Here is a 17,437-nt window from a genome sequence, read left to right on the forward strand (position 1 = left end):
CTGTGTACGTCCTGATGTTTGCGCAGCACTAAGAGTGCCATGACTTCGGCGGGCGCCCTGCCCCCGGGGGTCCGGCCAGGCGTGACGGAGGGCGTGACGGGCGAGGAGGCGGCAGGGCGAGGAGGAGGCGGGGTGCGGAGGAGGCGGGGTGCGGAGGAGGCGGGGTGCGGAGGAGGCGGCGCCAGGAGCAGGCGAGCGAGGAGGTGAAGTGACGGGCGAGGAGGTGACAGCGAAGGAGGCGGCTCAGGCGCCGGTGGGGCTGAGGTCCCCGGCGATCATCCGGCGGGCGCTCGGCCCGACCAGGGCCGTCCACAGGCCGGGCTCCGCTTCCAGGCGGTCCGCGAGGCCGCGCGCGAAGCCGGGGTGGGTGTGGGCGAGGTCGACCAGGCGGCGGTCGAAGGTCGCCGCGCCCTCGGGGGTGCGCACCAGGAGCAGGCCGCAGCGGCGCACCAGGCCGGCGGATGCCTCCCAGTCGCCTCCTCCGGTGCGTACGGCCGTCGTCATCGCCTCGTCGAGGACCAGCGGGTCGGCCTCCCGGGTGAGCAGGAGGTCGAGAAGTTCGGCGCGCAGTTCGGGCGCGGTGTGCTGGTCGCGCGCGGCGTGCCGGTCGCGCGCGGCCAATACCCGTGCGAGTTCCCGCCGCGCCTCGGCCGGGGCGCGGCGCAGCAGGTCCGTGACCAGGGGCAGGAGAGTCGTCCGGGCGCCCTCGGCCCCGTGTTGGTCCAGGCACCTGTCGACGTACCCCGCCGTGTGGGCCGCGGTGTGCGGGCCGAGGGCGGCGAAGTCGCGTACGAGGGAGGCGACGCGGTGGGCGGTCGCGCCGGTGGAGGCCGCCGCCAGGGCGGCGAGGACCTCCGCGGCCCCCGGGCCCGGCGCGTGCAGCCGGGCTCCGAAGGCGGCGAGCACCGGCTCGGTGTGGGTGGCGAGCGCCGGGGTCAGGGCCGTCGAGGGCAGGTGCGGGTCGCCCGCCGCGTACAGCTCCAGCGCGTGCGGCAGGTGCCGGGCGCGGGTGACCGGATCCCGTACGAGCAGGGTGAGGGCCGGGCCGTGCAGGGTGTGCTCGGCGGCGAGGAGGACGAGCGCGGCGTAGCGCAGGAGGCCGCGGTCGGGCTCGCCGGTGGCGTGCGCGGCCGTACGCAGCCCGTACGTGGCCGCCGCCGCCCGCCGTGCCGGGCGCGCGTCGTGGGCCCAGCGGTCGACGGCGCGGCAGAGCGCGGAGGGTTCCTCCTCGGCGAGGGTGGCGAGGAGTTCGTCACCGCGGGGGTGTGCGCAGTCGACGAGCGCCTCGGTGAGTTCGTCGAGGGCGCCGTGGCGGTGGGTGTGCAGAAGCGCCTGCGCGGCGTCGGCGACGGTGGCCTCGGGGGCAGAGGCCAGCTGCCGGTAGTCGGTGAACCACAGGGTCAGGAGTGGTTGCACGGAGGCGGGCCGGTCCTTGAGGAGGTCCGCGACGGCATCCAAGTGGCGGGTGCCGTCGGGCGCGGGGTCCGTGGGCACGAGGCGCCGCAGCAGGTCGAGGCGGTCCTCGGTCGGCAGCGGCAGGGCGCGCCAGAACCACGGCCCGAACCCGTCGTAGACCCCGCGGACCGGCCCGCGCGCCTCGATCCGGTCGGCGAGCAGGCGCAGGACCGGAAGGTACGGGCGGGCGTCCGGCACGCGCAGCAGCGTCCCGGTGAGCAGGTGGACCGCCCACCAGGCCGCGTCCGCGGGCTTGCGCGGGCCGCCGGCCGCCCAGCCGGGGGCGGGGCGCGGTCCGTGCTCGGCGAAGTCGTCGGCGGCGAGCGCGAGTTCGTCGAGGCGGCGGCGCAGCCGGTCGGGGCCGCCGTGGCGTTCCAGGCGCAGCAGGGCCTGGAGCACGGGCCCGATGCGGTGGCGTGGCACGGGGAGCATGCCGTCGGGCGCGGCCTCGGCGGCGGCCTCGGCGGCGGCCTTGCGGGTGCGGCGGCGGATGCGCTGGGCGCGGGCCGGCCGCCCGGCGGGGGCCGGTACGGCGTCCGGCGCGGCATCTGGCGCGACGCCCGGTGCGGCAACTGGCGGGGCGTCCAGTGCGTCCGGTGGCTCGCGTCGGCGGTGGACGAGGGCGAACAGGGCCGGGTCCAGGTCTAGATGAGCGCCCTGGATCCAGTCGGCGAGCTCCTCGTGGGCGAAGCGGTAACCGGTTCCGGCGGGCACCAGGGCGCCCTCGGCGAGTACGGCGGAGGCCCAGCCCGTGGCCCACGGAAAGACCTCCTCGAAGGCCGTACGGTCCAGCTCGCCCTGCCCGGGGCCCAGACACCGCCGTGCGGCCTCGTGCAGCCGCCCGGAGACCCTGGCCGCGAGCCGCCGTACGTCCGTGCCGTGCAGCCGCTCCACGGCGGCGAGGCGTACGGCGATCCGCAGGCAGAGGAGGTCCAGGTACGCGTCGAAGATCTCGGAGCGGTCGGGGGGACTGTCGGGGGTGAGGTCGGGGCGGCCGTCGGCCGGTTCGCCCTGGGCGGTGCGGACCTCGCCCAGGAGGCGGGCCGCCAGGGGGTGTTCGGCGTCCCGTTCGCCCAGCGCGCCGTCCGGTACGCCGTACAGGGCGCGTACCCAGGCCGCCTGCCGTTCCCCCAACGACCCGATCGGCACACATGCGGGCAGCCTGCCGCCCTGCGTCGAGCCGTACAGGGCGGACTCGGGGAAGTGGACACCTGCCTGCTCCCAGTACTCCGGTCTGCAGGCGACCACGAGCTGCGCCCCCGTCCCGCGCAGCCAGCGCGCGGTGCCGGTGCTCCACTGTGCGAGGCGGTGCGCGAGCTGGGGCGGCATCTCCTCGGGCCCGTCGAGGAGGACGAGGAGCGGGCGGCCGGCGTCGCGTACGAGGCGGGCGATGCGGTCGGGGCCGATGTCGCCCAGGGGGCCGGGGACGTCCTGGGCGCCTGGGGTTCCGGGCTGCTCCTCCGCTGCGGGGCGATGGTCCCGTGTCACGGGCCATTCCCGGGTGGCGCGCCCGTCGGCCGCGGGCCGGTCCCGGGTGACGCGCCGGCTGGGTACGGGTTCGTCCGGAATGGCGCTGCGGTGACGGACGGGCCTGCCCCGGGTGCCACGCCGGACGGACGCGGCCCCGTCCTGCTCGGCCCGCCGGTCGGAGGTGAGCACGCCTTCCGATGCCACGAGGATCCGGCCGGCCTGGGCGAGCGCGCGGCCGACCGCGTCGGCCAGCGAGGCGTCCTCGGCGTGCAGGGAGGCGCCGCGCAGCCACACCGTCGGTGCCGGTGACGTGCCGCGTGCGCGGCGGCGGGCGAGGGCGGCGAGTTCGGTGGTGCGGCCGCTGCCGGGGTCTCCGACGAGGCCCAGGACGTACGGGGTGGAGTCCGCTTCGACGAAGGCGGCGAACCGGCGTGCCGTCTCCTCCCTCTCCACCGGCTCGCGCTCCTGACTCGGCAGGTCGGAGCCGACCGAGATGGCGCTGAGCTGCAGGGCGCCGGCGAGATTGAGGTCGCGACCGTACGCGGGGATGCCGGCGGCGTTGCGTTCGAGGAGCGCGGCGAGAGCGCCGGTCCGGTCGGCCCGCGCGGCCGCGTGCAGGGACACCGCGTAGCCGGGGGCTCTGTGTCCGGCGTCGAGGGCCGTGCCCAGGACGCCGAGCACCGCGCCCGTCACGGCGTCGAGGACCGGGCCGCCCGCAGCTCCCCCGCCGAGCTGGAGCGCGTCGCTGGCGTCGGTTCCGACGGCCAGCTCCAGTACGCCGTCGAGGAGGTGGAAACCGTCGGTCGCGGTGTACGTCACCTGGGCGGCGGCGTCGAGCACACGGGCCTCGCGCCAGCCGCGGGCCGCGATGCGTACGTACGCGCCGGGCTGCACCGCCTCTCGCACGGCCAGGGGCATCGGGCGCAGGCCCAGGCCCTGCGTGCGGACGAGGGCGAGGTCGGCCTCCGGGAAGGCGGTCACGTCGTCGGGGGTGGCCACGCAGGTGTGGCCGCCGGGGGCGTGCAGGACGATTCTCGCCAGACCGTCGACGGCCTCGTGGCTGGTGAGGATGGTGCCGTGTTCATCGGCGGCGAAGCCGGTGCCGCGGGGGCGGCCGGCGAGATCGCAGATCCTGACCAGTTGTTCGCGACCCCCGGTCATGGTGCTGCCCTCCCCGCGGTGCGGTTCCCTTCGACCGTAGGGAGGGCTGTTCCGGGACACGCCCCGATAACCGGATGCGCCCCATTCGAGCCGGTCCGATGCTTCGTGCGCCTCCCCGAACGGGTGAGAGTTCCTCCACCCCGCCCCTTCCCGAACCGGGGGCTTGCGCCCCCGGACCCCTGGGGCACCCACGGGGTGGGTGGGGGCCCAGCTGTGCGGAGCACCCCCGGGTGGGTGGGCCACCCGGGGGCTTCGCCCCTGGCCCCCCTCCGGGGCTACGCCCCTTGCCCCCGATCGCGCTGAACGCGCTCGTCCTCAAACGCCGGACAGGCTGAGTCTGCTGGACCGAGCTCGTCCCGGAACCAAAACGGGCTGGAGTTACTGAACCCGCCCTTCCCGGAACCCCCGACGAGCCGGCACTTGCCCCAGGGGCTGAAAGCCGACCGCCCCTCAGGCGAATACCGCCAGGCTCTTCGCCTTGCCCCGCTGGTTTTCCACCAGGGCCACGAAGCGGCCCGAGGGGTCGAAGACCGCGACCGTCGTGGCCGGGCCGTACTCGTCCGGCATCTCGATGCGGACGCCGTTCAGGAGCAGGCGGGCGCGCTTCTCGTCGACGTCCCAGCGCGGGAAGGCCGCCGCGGCGGCCTCGGCGATCGGCATCACCGTGAGGGATTCCTGGTGGGCGTCCAGCGTGTGGGCCGCGTCGAGGCCGTAGGGGCCGACCCGGGTGCGGCGCAGGGCCGTGAGGTGGCCGCCGACTCCGAGGCCGGCGCCCAGGTCCCGGGCGAGTGCCCTGATGTAGGTGCCGGAGGAGCAGACCACCGAAACCACGAGGTCGAGGACCGGCGTGCCGTCCTCGGCGACGGCGTCGCGCACGTCGTACACCTGGAAGGAGGAGATCGTCACCGGCCGCGCCGGGATGTCGAAGTCCTCGCCGTCGCGCGCCCGCTTGTACGAGCGCACACCCTTGATCTTGATGGCGCTGACCTTGGACGGCACCTGCATGATCTCGCCGCTCAGCTTGGCGATCCCGGCGTCGATCGCCTCGCGGGTGACCCGCGAGGCGTCCGTGGACGAGGTGATCTCGCCCTCGGCGTCGTCCGTCAGGGAGTTCTGGCCGAGACGGATCGTGCCCAGGTACTCCTTCTCCGTGAGGGCGAGATGCCCGAGGAGTTTGGTGGCGCGCTCGACGCCGAGGACGAGCACACCGGTCGCCATCGGGTCGAGCGTGCCGGCGTGGCCGACCCGCCGCGTCTTGGCGATGCCGCGCATCTTGGCGACCACGTCATGGGAAGTGAAGCCGGACGGCTTGTCGACGATGACCAAACCGTCCGGCGTCTGCTGTTGTTGCTGCTTGCTCATGCGGAAGCGGAGCCCTCGTCCTCGTCCTCGCCCGGCTTCTTGTACGGGTCGGCCTCACCGGCGTACGCGGCGCCCGAGGACGCCTCACGCACCGCCGCGTCGGAGGCCCGGGCCCGGTCGAGGAGGTCCTCGATGGTCCGCGCGTTCTCCGGCAGGGCATCGGCCACGAAGCTCAGAGTGGGTGTGAATTTCACACCGGCGGCGGCGCCCACCGCGGAGCGCAGCACCCCCTTGGCGCTCTCCAGGCCGCGGGCCGCGTTCTCGCGGTCCTCGTCGTCGCCGTAGACCGTGTAGAAGACGGTCGCCTCCCGCAGATCGCCGGTGACCCTCGTGTCGGTGATGGTCACGTGCGAGCCGAGGCGCGGGTCCTTGATTCCGCGCTGCAGCTTCTGTGCGACCACTTCCCGGATGAGGTCCGCCAGCTTCTTCGCCCGCGCGTTGTCGGCCACTGGTCCGTCTCCCTCTGTGTTTCCTGCGTACGTACGCCTCGTACGCACTCCCGTACGCGTCCTGCGTACGTCAATCATCGTCCCCGTGCAGCCGTCGGCGCACCGAGAGCAGCTCGATCTCGGGGCGGGCGGCGACCAGCCGCTCGCACCGGTCGAGCACGTCGGACAGGTGCCCCGTGTCCCCGGAGACCATCGCCACGCCGATCTCGGCGCGCCGGTGGAGGTTCTGGTCGCCGACCTCCGCCACGCTGACCGCGAATTTGCGGTGCAGCTCGGCGACGATCGGGCGGATCACGGAGCGCTTCTCCTTCAGCGACCGTACGTCGCCGAGGAGCAGGTCGAAGGACAGAGTCCCTACGTACATATGGGTCCGGATGTCCCGCCGGTACGGGGTCGTGTGTACAGCACCAAGATCCCTTGTCAGGGGCCTGCAAACCGTACCCGCAACGGCCGGGGCCGATCGACGGGTTTTCCCGTCGACCGGCCCCGGATCACGCTGTGCGGATCACTGCGTGGCGTCAGCCTCGCGGCTTCTCGCGCATCTCGTACGTCGCGATGACGTCGTCGATCTTGATGTCGTTGAAGTTTCCGAGGTTGATACCACCCTCGAAGCCCTCGCGGATCTCGGTGACGTCGTCCTTGAAGCGGCGCAGACCGGTGATGGTGAGGTTCTCCGCGATGACCTTGCCGTCGCGAAGGAGGCGCGCCTTGGTGTTGCGCTTGACCTCGCCGGAGCGGATGAGCACACCGGCGATGTTGCCCAACTTGGACGAGCGGAAGATCTCGCGGACCTCCGCCGTGCCGAGCTCGACCTCTTCGTACTCCGGCTTGAGCATGCCCTTGAGGGCCGCCTCGACCTCTTCGATCGCCTGGTAGATGACCGAGTAGTAACGGACGTCCACACCCTCGCGCTCGGCCATCTGCGTGGCACGCCCGGCGGCGCGCACGTTGAAGCCGATCACGATGGCGTCGGAGCCCATCGCCAGGTCGATGTCGGACTCCGTGACCGCACCGACGCCGCGGTGCAGGACGCGGATGTCGACCTCTTCGCCGACGTCCAGCTGGAGCAGGGAGGACTCGAGAGCCTCGACGGATCCGGAAGCGTCACCCTTGATGATGAGGTTGAGCTGCTGGACCTCGCCGGCCTTGAGCACCTTGTCCAGGTCCTCGAGCGAGACACGGCGCGTGCGCTTGGCGAACGCGGCGTTGCGCTCGCGGGCGGCGCGCTTCTCGGCGATCTGACGGGCCGTACGGTCCTCGTCGACCACAAGAAGGTTGTCGCCCGCACCCGGGACGTTGGTGAGACCGAGCACCAGGACGGGAGTCGACGGGGCCGCCTCCTCGACGTTGTTGCCCTTGTCGTCGAGCATCGCCCGGACGCGGCCGTACGCGTCGCCGACCACCACGGTGTCGCCGATGCGCAGCGTTCCGCGCTGGACCAGGACGGTGGAGACCGCACCGCGGCCCTTGTCCAGGTGGGACTCGATCGCGATGCCCTGCGCGTCCTGGTCGGGGTTGGCCCGCAGGTCGAGCGAGGCGTCCGCGGTCAGGATCACGGCCTCGAGCAGCGAGTCGATGTGCAGACCCTGCTTGGCGGAGATGTCGACGAACATCGTGTCGCCGCCGTACTCCTCGGCCACCAGGCCGTACTCGGTCAGCTGACCGCGCACCTTGGTCGGGTCGGCGCCCTCGACGTCGATCTTGTTGACCGCGACCACGATCGGCACCTCGGCCGCCTTGGCGTGGTTCAGGGCCTCGATCGTCTGCGGCATCACACCGTCGTTGGCCGCCACCACGAGGATCGCGATGTCGGTCGACTTGGCACCACGGGCACGCATGGCGGTGAACGCCTCGTGACCCGGGGTGTCGATGAAGGTGATGCGACGCTCTTCGTCGTTGACCTCGGTGGAGGCCTGGTAGGCACCGATGTGCTGGGTGATGCCGCCGGCCTCGCCCGCGATGACGTTCGTCTTGCGGATCGCGTCGAGGAGTCGGGTCTTACCGTGGTCGACGTGACCCATGACGGTCACGACCGGCGGACGGGACACGAGCAGCTCTTCGCCGCCCTCGTCCTCGCCGAACTCGATGTCGAAGGACTCGAGCAGCTCACGGTCCTCCTCCTCGGGGGAGACGATCTGAACCGTGTAGTTCATCTCGTCGCCGAGGAGCTGCAGCGTCTCGTCGGAGACGGACTGCGTGGCCGTGACCATCTCGCCGAGGTTCATCATGACCGCGACGAGCGACGCCGGGTTGGCGTTGATCTTCTCCGCGAAGTCGGTGAGCGAGGCACCGCGCGACAGGCGAACGGTCTCGCCGTTGCCGCGAGGCAGCATCACGCCGCCGACCGACGGGGCCTGCATGGCCTCGTACTCCTGGCGCCTCTGCCGCTTCGACTTGCGGCCGCGACGCGCGGGACCGCCGGGACGGCCGAAGGCGCCCTGCGTGCCACCGCGGCCACCCGGACCACCGGGACGGCCACCGAAGCCGGGACGACCGCCGAAGCCGCCGCCACCACCGGGACGGCCACCGCCGCCACCGGGACCGCCGGGACGGCCGGCGAAGCCGCCGCCACCGCCGCCGGGACGGCCGGCGAAGCCGGGACGACCGCCGCCGCCACCGCCGGGACGACCGCCGCCACCGGGACCACGGCCACCGGGGCCGCCGCCGGGACGCGGGCCCGCGGCGGGACGCTGCGGCATCATGCCCGGGTTCGGACGGTTGCCGCCGCCGGGACGCGGGCCGCCGGAACCGGCACCCTGACCCTGCGGACGCGGCATGTTGCCCGGCGAGGGACGCGCGCCGCCCTGCGGACGGGGACCGCCCTGGCCGCCGCCCTGCGGACGCGGGCCGCCCGGGGCACCCTGGCCACCGGGACGCGGGGCACCGCCGGGACGGGGCGCCTGCGGGCGGCCCATGCCGGTGGAGCCGCCGGACGTGAACGGATTGTTGCCCGGACGCGGGCCCGAGGGACGGGCGCCGCCGGGACGCGGGGCTCCCTGGCCGCCGTGGCCCCCGGCCGGTCGGGGCGCACCACCGGGACGCGGGGCACCGCCCTGGCCGCCCTGACCACCCTGGCCGGGCGCCGGACGGGCGCCGCCGGGCTTGGGGGCACCGGGACGTGCGGCCGGACGCTCACCGGCTGGCTTCGGCGCCGCGGGGGCGGCCGGAGGCGCGGTGAATTCCGGTGCGGCCGGCGCGGGCTTGGGTGCCGCGGCCGGCTTGGGCGCTGCGGGGGCGGGGCGCGGACCCGGCGTGGGGGCCGCGGGCTTCTTCTCCGCCGCAGGCTTGGGGGTGACCGGCGCGGGCTTCGGCGCCGCCGGCTTGGCAGCGGCCGGAGAGGCCGGCTTCGCGGCAGCCTTCTTGGGCGCCGCGGGCTTGGCAGGGGAGGCCTTCTTGGCGGCGCCGCCGCCACCGGGACCCTGCAGTGCGTTAGTCAGTTTGCGTACTACCGGCGCCTCGATCGTCGAGGACGCCGAACGTACGAATTCACCGAGTTCCTGGAGCTTGGCCATGACGACCTTGCTCTCAACTCCGAACTCCTTGGCGAGCTCGTATACCCGGACCTTAGCCACTTCGCTCCTTTTAGGTCCGGGTTGACGCCGGACCGTCGCTACTTCATGGGCGTACTCATCGCGTGCTCATCGAGTGCTCATCGCAATCTCGACCTACTTCCAACTCGCGGGGGTACCTGGTCCGCACAGGGCTCTGTGCGGCACGTCTTCTTCTCTTACGGTTGCGCCTGCTCGACATACCGGCGCAGGGCCGCTGTGTCGAGCGGACCCTCGGCGCGCAGCGCCCTCGGGAACGCCCGGCGGCGGGCCGCCGTGTCGATACAGACCAGGGCGAGGTGTACATATGCACCCCGGCCGGGCAGCGTACCGCGCGGATCGGGGACGCATGCGCCCTCTTTCCGCACGATCCGCAGCAGATCGCTCTTGGCCGCTCGCTCCCGGCATCCCACACAGGTTCGCTCAGGGCAGGCTCGGGTTGGCGTCCGGCCAGACACGATGAAGTCTACCTCCCCGCACGGACCTCACCCCAATGGGGCAAGAATCGAATGGTTGCACGTATCACATACGGCGTGATCTTTGCGCTCGGGTGCGCCGGTTGACGCACCGGCCCCCGGTCTGCTGCCGGTCCGGATCACAGGCAGCCGCCGGTCCGGAGCACGGCCTGCTGCCGGTCCGGGTACCTCGGCTACTCCGCCGCCGCCTGCTCCGCCGCCACCTCGGTGTCCGGCCGGATGTCGATCCGCCAGCCGGTGAGCCGGGCTGCGAGGCGGGCGTTCTGGCCCTCCTTGCCGATGGCGAGGGAGAGCTGGTAGTCGGGCACCGTGACCCGGGCCGAGCGGGCCGCGAGGTCCACGATCTCGACCTTGGAGACACGGGCCGGCGAGAGCGCGTTGGCGACCATCTCGGCCGGGTCCTCGGACCAGTCCACGATGTCGATCTTCTCGCCGCCGAGCTCGGCCATGACATTGCGCACCCGGCCGCCCATCGGGCCGATGCAGGCGCCCTTGGCGTTCAGCCCGGAGCGGGTCGAGCGGACCGCGATCTTGGTGCGGTGGCCGGCCTCTCGGGCGATCGCGGAGACCTCCACGGAACCGTCCGCGATCTCCGGCACCTCGAGCGCGAAGAGCTTCTTCACCAGGTTCGGGTGCGTACGCGAAAGAGTCACGGACGGGCCGCGCACGCCCTTGACGACCCGTACGACATACGAGCGGATTCGCTGGCCGTGCGGGTAGACCTCGCCGGGGACCTGCTCCTGCACCGGCAGGATGGCCTCCAGCTTGCCGATGTCGACCAGGACGTTCTTCGGGTCACGGCCCTGCTGGACGACACCGGTGACGATGTCGCCCTCGCGGCCCGCGTACTCGCCGAGCGTCGCATCGTCCTCGGCATCCCGCAGCCGCTGCAGGATGACCTGCTTGGCGGTCGTGGCGGCGATCCGGCCGAAGTCCGAGGGCGTGTCGTCGAACTCGCGGGCCTCCTGGCCCTCCTCGAGGTCCTCCGCGTCCTCCTTGGCCCATACCGTCACGTGGCCGGAGTGCTTGTCCAGCTCCACGCGTGCGCGACGGCGGCTGCCCTCGGTGCGGTGGTAGGCGATCAGGAGGGCCGATTCGATCGCTTCGACCAGGGTGTCGAAGGAGATTTCCTTCTCCCGGACCAGACCCCGCAGGGCACTCATGTCGATGTCCACGGCTACGCCTCCTTCTCAGCGTCGTCAGCTGCAGCTTCAGCTGCGTCTTCGTTCCTGCTCTTGCGGTTGAACTCGATCTCCACGCGCGCCTTGGCGACGGAGTCGAAGGCGACCCGCCGCGAGGTGGGCTTGCGGCCCTTCACGCCCGGCACTTCGAGGTCGAGGCCCTCGTCGTCGACGCCGAGGATGCGGGCGATCAGCTCGCCGCCCTCGCGCAGCTGGAACTTCACCAGGCGGCCGGTGGCGCGCACGAAATGGCGGTGCTCGGTGAGGGGACGGTCGGCGCCCGGGGAGGTGACCTCCAGGACGTACTCGCCGTCGCCCATGACAGCACTGTTGGCGGGCTCGTCCAGCTTCTGGGAGAGCTCCCGGCTCAGCTCGGCGCAGGTGTCGAGCTGTACGCCTTCGTCGGAGTCGACCACGACACGCAGCACACGACGCTTTCCGGCAGGAGTCACGGTGATCTCTTCGAGATCCAGGTCCTTGGCGCCGACGAGCGGTTCAAGCAGACCGCGCAGCCTCTCGCTCTGGGTGGTGCTCATCCGGGTGACTCCTCGGCCGCGTGTGCTGTTGTGGGTTTCTCGCGTGTCAGGCAAAGCGTATCCGGTCGCGAGGGGTGTTGCCGCCCACCCTTCGACCGCCGCCGGGCGCCCGACGGCGGCTGCTGCCCCGCGTGGGGGCATACGCGGCGGCATGGGCGTCCCGCTCATGGGAAGGGGGCAGGTCCGCGCGTAGGGTGATCTCTGCCCCGCCCGCTTGACCGCCCCCGAGGACGTCTGCCGTGCCGTTTGACGAATCGTTCCCCCGGCCGGGGGGCGCTGCGAGACAGCCCCTGGCCCCGCGTCGCAGAAGCCTGCTCACCGGCGCCGTGACGGCCGCCGGTGCCGCGCTGCTCGCCGCCTGCTCGGCCGACACCCCGGGCTCCGGCCCGTCCGGCGCCGCGGCGCCCCGCAAGTCGGCCAAATCGCCCGAGCAGCTGCGGGCGGCCGTCGCCTCGGAGAGTTCCGCGCTGCTCTCCCGGTACGAGACCGCGCTCGAGGCGCACCCCGGGCTCGTGGACCGGATCGGGCCGTTGCGCGAGAACGTCCGCGCGCACATCAAGGCGCTCGGTGGCACCCGTACGGCGCCGCCGAGCCCGGTGCAGAGCGCGCCGGTACAGACGGCGGTCGACGCGAAGACGACCCTGAAGGAGCTCGCCGAGGCCGAGCGGGCCCTCGCCGACCGCCGACGCGAGGCGCTGGCCGGGCTGCCGGCGGAGGATGCCCGCCTTGTGGCCTCGATCGCGGCCGCCGGTGACGTGCACGCGTATCTGCTGAGCGAGGCGGTCCGATGAGCGAGGGACGCGGGAGCGGCGCAGTGCACGCGAGTGGCGAAGTGAGCGGGAACGACGGCGTGCGCGGGAACGGCGAAGTGCGTCGGCACAGTGCAGTGCGCGGGAGCCGTAGGCGCGGTGACGACGGCCGGGGCACTGAGATCGTCGCGCAGCAGGCGGCGCTGCGGGCCGAGCACGCGGCGGTCTACGGCTACGGGGTCGTCGGCGGGCGGATCCGCGAGGGACGCCGGGACGAGGCGCGGGCCGCGTACGAGTCGCACCGGGCCCGCCGCGACGAGCTGCGGCGCAGGCTGCGGGACCTCGACGCGGTGCCGGAGCCTGCGGCCGCCGCCTACGCGCTGCCGTTCCCGGTGCCGGACTCGGCGGCCGCGGCGCGGCTCGCGGCCGATCTGGAGGACAGGATCGCGGGTGTGTACGCGGATGTCGTACGGGCCACGGAAGGCGAGCGCAGGCGGGCCGCGGCGGACGCGCTGCGGGAGGCCGCGGTGCGGGCTGCGCGCTGGCGGGGCGGCAGCGTAGCCTTCCCGGGGCTCGCGGAGCGGGTGGCCGCACCGGCGCCTGCCACCTCGATCACGCCGTCCGCGTAGGGAGTGCCCGGCGGCCTCCACTTGTTCCGAGCCGGCCTCACATGCTTCGACCGGCCTCAAGTTCTTCGAAGGGAATGACTCGCGCATGGCGATCGAACCGCCGCAGCGCCTGGTGACCGCGCTCGGCGAAGTGCGCGACGACGGGGCCTCCGCCTGGCTCGCCGAGGTCGGCGTGCTGCTCGACGAGGCGGCCGCACGGCGCGGGGTCTCGGTCGAGCGGGTGCACCAGCCCGGTGGGCGCAGCAGCCTGGTCGCCCAGGTCCGTACGGCGGACGGGGTGCCCGCAGTCCTGAAGCTGGCCCCCGAGCGGTTCCGGCCCGAGGCGGAGCGGGCCGCGCTGACGCACTGGGACGGCTTCGGTGCCGTACGGCTCATGGACCCCGGGATCAACGACGGTGCGATGCTGCTCGAACGGCTCAACCCCGAGGTCTCGGTGCGGACGCTGCCCGAGTCCAAGGCGCTGCTCGAAGCGGCCGGGACGCTGCGGCGGCTGTGGGTGGACCCTCCCGTCGGGCGCAACTGCGAGACGGTGCCCGAGCGGACGGGACGGCAGGCGGAGGCGATGCGGGCCTCGGCCGCGGCCTTCCCCGAGATCGCGCCGCTGATCGACGCGGCGCTCTCGGCGCGGGAGGAGCTGGTGGCCGCGCCGCCCGAGCTGCGGCTGCTGCACGGCACGTTCCGGCAGAGCAAGGTACTTGCCGGGGAGCGTGCGCCGTGGCTCGCGGTCGGGCCCGATCCGGTGGTCGGTGAGTGCGCCTTCGATCTGGCGCGGCTGGTCCGCGACCGGGTGGAGGACCTGATCGGCGCGCCGACCGGTCCGGCCACGACCCGCCGCCGCGTGAAGCGCCTCGCCGAGTCGCTCGACGTCGACGCCGAGCGGCTGCGGGGGTGGACGCTGTTCCGGGCGGTGGAGTCGGGGGCGCGGGCCCTGCGGGTGGGGCGCGCCAACGATGCGGAGAATCTTCTGGAGTTCGCGGGCTGGCTGTAGAGGGTGTCCGGCGGCCGCGGCTGCGGGGGCCGGACACCCCGCAGCCGCGGCCGGTCATGACCGGAGTCAGGCCGTCAGGCGGGCCACCGCGTCCTCGACCGAGACTTCCTCGCGCTCGCCCGTGCGGCGGTCCTTCAGTTCCAGGATGCGGTCGGCCGAGCGGCGGCCCGCGACCAGGATCTTCGGGACGCCGATCAGCTCGGAGTCGGTGAACTTCACGCCGGGCGAGATGCCCGGGCGGTCGTCCACCAGGACGCGGACGCCGGCGGCCGCCAGCTGCTCCGAGACCTCCAGGGCCAGCTCGGTCTGCAGGGCCTTGCCCGCGGCGACCACGTGCACGTCGGCGGGGGCGATCTCCTCGGGCCAGACCAGGCCCTGCTCGTCGGCGTGCTGCTCGGCCAGCGCGGCGACGGCGCGCGAGACGCCGATGCCGTACGAGCCCATCGTGACGCGGACCGGCTTGCCGTTCTGACCGAGGACGTCCAGCTGGAAGGCGTCGGCGTACTTGCGGCCGAGCTGGAAGATGTGGCCGATCTCGATGGCGCGGTCCAGCTTGAGGCCGGTGCCGCAGTTGGGGCAGGGGTCGCCCTCGACGACGACCACGACGTCGACGTAGGTGTCGACCTCGAAGTCACGGCCCGCGACGACGTTCTTCGCGTGCTTGCCCTCCTTGTTGGCACCCGTGATCCAGCCGGTGCCGGGCGCGACCCGCGGGTCGGCGAGGTAGGTCACCTTCTCCAGGCCCTGCGGGCCGACGTACCCGCGTACGAGGTCCTCGCGTCCCGCGAAGTCCTCGGCGGTCACCAGCTCGACCTCGGACGGGGCGAAGTGCGCCTCGACCTTGTCCATGTCGACCTCGCGGTCCCCGGGGACGCCGATCGCGAAGATCTCGCCGTCGACCTTCACCAGCAGGTTCTTGAGGGTCTCGGCGGCGTCCACGCCGAGGTGGGCGGCGAGGGTCTCGATGGTGGGGGTGTCCGGGGTGTCGAGCTCCTCGACGGGCCCGATGGCACTGCCGTCGACCGGCTTCAGGGCGTATGTGATCGCCTCGGTGTTGGCCGCGTAGTCGCAGTTCGGGCAGTCGGCGAAGGTGTCCTCGCCGGCCGGGGCCGGGGCGAGGAACTCCTCCGACTTGGAGCCGCCCATGGCGCCGGCGGTCGCGGCGCAGATGCGGTAGTCGAGGCCGAGGCGCTCGAAGATGCGCTGGTAGGCGGCGCGGTGCAGGGCGTAGGACGCGTCGAGGCCCCCGTCGGCGGTGTCGAAGGAGTACGAGTCCTTCATCAGGAACTCGCGGCCGCGCAGGATGCCGGCGCGGGGGCGGGCCTCGTCGCGGTACTTCGACTGGATCTGGTAGAGGATGACGGGCAGGTCCTTGTAGGACGAGCACTGGTCCTTGACCAGGAGTGTGAAGATCTCCTCGTGGGTCGGGCCGAGGAGGTAGTCGCCGCCCTTGCGGTCGTTCAGGCGGAAGAGTTCGGCGCCGTACTCCTCCCAGCGGCCGGTCGCCTCGTAGGGCTCCTTCGGCAGCAGGGCAGGCAGCGTGACCTCCTGGGCGCCGATGGCGTCCATCTCCTCACGGACCACACGCTCCACGTTGGCGAGGACCTTCTTGCCGAGCGGCAGCCAGGACCAGATACCGGCGGCGGTGCGGCGGACGTAGCCGGCGCGCACGAGCAGCTTGTGGCTGAGGACCTCGGCGTCCGCCGGGTCGTCGCGCAGTGTCTTGACCATCAATTTCGACATGCGCTGGACCTGGGCCATGGTTCTGCTCTCCTGCTGGCTGCTGTACGTGGATTGTGCGTTGGAGGTTATCGGGGTGGGGGGCGTCGGCGGTAATCCGTTTACCGACCTCGGCGGCGCAGCGGCAGTGGGGCGCCCATCACCGCGTACGGCCTTGGGGCGCTCGGGAAGACGACCTGGCGGGCCAGGTCCGTATAGCCGAGGGACCGGTACAGGCCGCGGGCCGGGCTGTCGTGGTCGATCGCGGAGAGGATCGAGCGGGGCTCGCTCGCGGCATCGGTGATCATCGTGATCAGGGCGCGGCCGATGCCGAGGTTCTGGTGGCTCGGGTCGACGTGCAGTTCCGTGATGACGAAGGAGTCGTCGAGCCAGAAGCCGAGGTCCCGGCCGCGCAGATACGGCTCGACGACCGTGGACCACCAGTGGGCGCGGTCGTTGGGCATGCCGTAGACGAAACCCACGAGGCGGCCCGCACGGGTGGTGGCGCCCAGGGCGCGGGCGCCGGGCTGGACGAGGTGGCGCAGCACGATCTGGCGGCGGATCGCGATCTCCTCGTCGCTCAGGCCGAAGGCCCTGGCCTGCACGGCGAGCGCCTCGTCGACCCGCTGGGCGAGGTCGAGGCCCCCGATCACGACATCGTCAGTCATGCGCGAACACTAACGCTCGCCAGGGGGTGTCCGGCGGGGGTGCTGTCAGAACAGGACGCTCATGAACGCGCCGACTTCCTCGAAGCCCACCGTGCGGTACGCGGCGCGGGCCGGGGTGTTGTAGTCGTTGACGTAGAGACTGACCACCGGGGCGACATCGGCGAGGGCGTAGCGCAGGACGGCCGCCATGCCGGTGATGGACAGTCCCTGGCCTCGGTGTTCGGGGTCGACCCAGACGCCCTGGATCTGGCAGGCGGTGGGGGTCGCGGCGCCGATCTCGGCCTTGAAGAGGACCTTGCCGTCCTCGATCCGGGCGAAGGAACGGCCCGCGCCGACGAGTTCGGCGACGCGCGCCTGGTAGAGCAGGCCGCCGTCACCGGCCATCGGCGAGACGCCGACCTCCTCGGTGAACATGGCCACGCACGCCGGCATGATCACGTCCATCTCGTCCTTGCGGATCCGGCGGACGTACGGATCGGGGGTGATGCCCTCGGGCATCCGGTCGGTGACCATCAGCGGCTGGTGGGAGCGGACCTCGCGGGCCGGGCCCCAGCCGGGTTCGAGCAGCTTCCACAGCAGGGCGGTGGGCTCGGCGGGGCCGACGATCGAGGAGCAGCGGCGGCCGGAGCGGCGGGCGCGTTCGGCGAAGGCGCGGATGGCCTCGGGGCCCGCGCAGATGGGGACGAGGTTGGCGCCCGCGTAGCAGAGCGAGGCGAGACTGCCGTGCTCGTACCAGCCCCACATCTCGCCGCCCAGACGCCAGGGGTCCAGGCCCGCGGCCTGGACCCGGCTGCTCACGAACGCGTTGTGCACGGGTTCGCGCGCCAGGACCTCGAGGGCGGCGTCGAGATCGCCGGGTTGGAGCACCCTGGTGGTCGGCTGGGTCAACACGGGTGGGGCCTTTGTGCGGATGGGGTACGGGCTTGCGGTTCTCCGCACTGTACCTGGAGGTGTCATGCGGTGGGTTTCGCTGGTGGGGGGTTGTTTTCTCTCCCCCACCTCCGCCCCTTCCCGAAACCGGGGGCTTGCGGCCCCGCGGGCGGGCT

14 protein-coding genes are annotated in these 17,437 nt (G+C 72.9%); 3 read left to right on the forward strand and 11 right to left on the reverse strand.

Features of this window, described 5'->3' with window-relative positions; all coding sequences use genetic code 11:
• Positions 1-243 precede the first annotated feature (243 nt).
• The 8 genes from ACLF6P_RS17660 to rimP form a co-directional block, all read right to left on the reverse strand.
• Positions 244-4,086, reverse strand: coding sequence for a trypsin-like peptidase domain-containing protein (locus ACLF6P_RS17660; RefSeq protein ID WP_415951373.1), 3,843 nt, complete (start codon positions 4,084-4,086; stop codon positions 244-246).
• A 450-nt stretch (positions 4,087-4,536) separates the two neighbouring features.
• Positions 4,537-5,448, reverse strand: a complete 912-nt coding sequence (truB, locus tag ACLF6P_RS17665; RefSeq protein WP_415951375.1) for a tRNA pseudouridine(55) synthase TruB — start codon at positions 5,446-5,448, stop codon at positions 4,537-4,539.
• The gene (gene rbfA, locus ACLF6P_RS17670) at positions 5,445-5,897 is read right to left on the reverse strand and encodes a 30S ribosome-binding factor RbfA (protein ID WP_415951377.1); all 453 of its coding nucleotides are present in this window, start codon (positions 5,895-5,897) and stop codon (positions 5,445-5,447) included. The genes truB and rbfA overlap by 4 nt, the downstream gene beginning before the upstream one ends.
• A 70-nt stretch (positions 5,898-5,967) precedes the next feature.
• Entirely contained in the window at positions 5,968-6,261 is a 294-nt protein-coding gene (locus ACLF6P_RS17675; RefSeq protein ID WP_415951378.1) for a DUF503 domain-containing protein, read from the reverse strand.
• A gap of 154 nt (positions 6,262-6,415) precedes the next feature.
• Positions 6,416-9,469 carry a translation initiation factor IF-2 gene (infB, locus tag ACLF6P_RS17680; protein ID WP_415951380.1) on the reverse strand — a complete coding sequence of 1,018 codons (3,054 nt, stop codon included), beginning with the start codon at positions 9,467-9,469 and terminating at the stop codon, positions 6,416-6,418.
• Positions 9,470-9,624: 155 nt separating this feature from the next.
• Positions 9,625-9,903 (reverse strand): YlxR family protein, encoded by a 279-nt coding sequence (locus tag ACLF6P_RS17685; protein WP_415951381.1) that lies wholly within the window; start codon positions 9,901-9,903, stop codon positions 9,625-9,627.
• A 191-nt stretch (positions 9,904-10,094) separates the two neighbouring features.
• Positions 10,095-11,096 (reverse strand): transcription termination factor NusA, encoded by a 1,002-nt coding sequence (nusA, locus tag ACLF6P_RS17690; RefSeq protein WP_415951382.1) that lies wholly within the window; start codon positions 11,094-11,096, stop codon positions 10,095-10,097.
• A 2-nt stretch (positions 11,097-11,098) separates the two neighbouring features.
• The gene (rimP, locus tag ACLF6P_RS17695; RefSeq protein ID WP_415951384.1) at positions 11,099-11,638 is read right to left on the reverse strand and encodes a ribosome maturation factor RimP; all 540 of its coding nucleotides are present in this window, start codon (positions 11,636-11,638) and stop codon (positions 11,099-11,101) included.
• A 326-nt stretch (positions 11,639-11,964) separates the two neighbouring features.
• Here rimP and ACLF6P_RS17700 point away from each other — a divergent pair, with 326 nt between their 5' ends.
• From ACLF6P_RS17700 to ACLF6P_RS17710, 3 genes are all read left to right on the forward strand, one after another.
• Positions 11,965-12,429 (forward strand): hypothetical protein, encoded by a 465-nt coding sequence (locus ACLF6P_RS17700; protein ID WP_415951385.1) that lies wholly within the window; start codon positions 11,965-11,967, stop codon positions 12,427-12,429.
• 95 nt (positions 12,430-12,524) lie between these two features.
• Entirely contained in the window at positions 12,525-13,016 is a 492-nt protein-coding gene (locus ACLF6P_RS17705) for a ferritin-like domain-containing protein (protein WP_415951548.1), read from the forward strand.
• Between the two features lie 85 nt (positions 13,017-13,101).
• Complete coding sequence (locus ACLF6P_RS17710) at positions 13,102-14,004, forward strand: aminoglycoside phosphotransferase family protein (RefSeq protein WP_415951386.1); 903 nt, start codon at positions 13,102-13,104, stop codon at positions 14,002-14,004.
• A 66-nt stretch (positions 14,005-14,070) separates the two neighbouring features.
• On the opposite strand, the gene ACLF6P_RS17715 is transcribed toward ACLF6P_RS17710, so the two are convergent.
• From ACLF6P_RS17715 to ACLF6P_RS17725, 3 genes are all read right to left on the reverse strand, one after another.
• Positions 14,071-15,765, reverse strand: coding sequence for a proline--tRNA ligase (locus ACLF6P_RS17715; RefSeq protein ID WP_415951387.1), 1,695 nt, complete (start codon positions 15,763-15,765; stop codon positions 14,071-14,073).
• Positions 15,766-15,845: 80 nt separating this feature from the next.
• Complete coding sequence (locus tag ACLF6P_RS17720; RefSeq protein WP_415951388.1) at positions 15,846-16,391, reverse strand: GNAT family N-acetyltransferase; 546 nt, start codon at positions 16,389-16,391, stop codon at positions 15,846-15,848.
• A gap of 45 nt (positions 16,392-16,436) precedes the next feature.
• A complete protein-coding gene (locus ACLF6P_RS17725; RefSeq protein ID WP_415951549.1) occupies positions 16,437-17,279 on the reverse strand; it encodes a GNAT family N-acetyltransferase in 843 nt (280 codons plus the stop codon).
• Positions 17,280-17,437: the final 158 nt, after the last annotated feature.

The organism is Streptomyces lothianensis (genome assembly GCF_047779955.1).
Taxonomy (GTDB): Bacteria; Actinomycetota; Actinomycetes; order Streptomycetales; family Streptomycetaceae; genus Streptomyces.

Bases quoted from the DNA above. Each gene is read 5' to 3' on its own strand.
- ACLF6P_RS17660 (WP_415951373.1), bottom strand. From the start codon at position 4,086: ATGACCGGGGGTCGCGAACAACTGGTCAGGATCTGCGATCTCGCCGGC.
- truB (WP_415951375.1), bottom strand. From the start codon at position 5,448: ATGAGCAAGCAGCAACAACAGCAGACGCCGGACGGTTTGGTCATCGTC.
- ACLF6P_RS17675 (WP_415951378.1), bottom strand. From the start codon at position 6,261: ATGTACGTAGGGACTCTGTCCTTCGACCTGCTCCTCGGCGACGTACGG.
- rimP (WP_415951384.1), bottom strand. From the start codon at position 11,638: ATGAGCACCACCCAGAGCGAGAGGCTGCGCGGTCTGCTTGAACCGCTC.
- ACLF6P_RS17710 (WP_415951386.1), top strand. From the start codon at position 13,102: ATGGCGATCGAACCGCCGCAGCGCCTGGTGACCGCGCTCGGCGAAGTG.
- ACLF6P_RS17715 (WP_415951387.1), bottom strand. From the start codon at position 15,765: ATGGCCCAGGTCCAGCGCATGTCGAAATTGATGGTCAAGACACTGCGC.
- ACLF6P_RS17720 (WP_415951388.1), bottom strand. From the start codon at position 16,391: ATGACTGACGATGTCGTGATCGGGGGCCTCGACCTCGCCCAGCGGGTC.